The organism is Vibrio sp. 2130-1 (assembly GCF_033339515.1).
The window spans coordinates 1-505 of sequence record NZ_JAWOUT010000778.1; the positions used below are offsets into that span (position 1 = coordinate 1).

Annotated in this window: 1 pseudogene; it reads right to left on the minus strand. The window is 54.5% G+C overall.

From position 1 onward, the window contains the following. A pseudogene (locus R7Q09_RS28660) lies at positions 1-505 on the minus strand (conjugal transfer protein TraI); the annotation flags it as partial.

The following is a 505-nucleotide window of genomic DNA, read 5'->3' on the forward strand; positions in this document are numbered from 1 at the left end:
GAAATCTTCCGCGTTGATGTCTTTCGGGTTTGTTTTCGCCTTAGGCGGCTCAAACTCCCTAACCTCTGGCTCTTCCCTTTCTCGCACCTCGACGTGTCCCAATTCCTTCTCACGCTCAACTTTGGGCTCAGGAGCCACTGGTTGAACCTCCCGCTTAGGAAGGCGAGCCACGTTCTGTTTTTCTTGGACCGGCTGGCGCTGCGGCTCTTCAACCGGAGAAGTAACATCGACCTTCTTCTCCTTCTGCTGTGGCTGGGAGTCCTTACCTTTCGCCTTTTGTTCAGGCGAGGGTTTACCGGCGTTAACCTCAGGCTTCTGCTGCTGCGCCTTTTTTCGGCTTTGTTGTTTCGGTGCAGACTTATTCTTGCTTGCATCCAAGCCAGGGGGAGAGACGAGCTCAAAGGCATCCTGGTATCCCCCCATTGACGCCTCGGCATCCTTAATGGCCGCTACGACTGCATCTGAAAGCTGCTCCGCCAGTACAATTGCCTTCACTCCGCTGAAA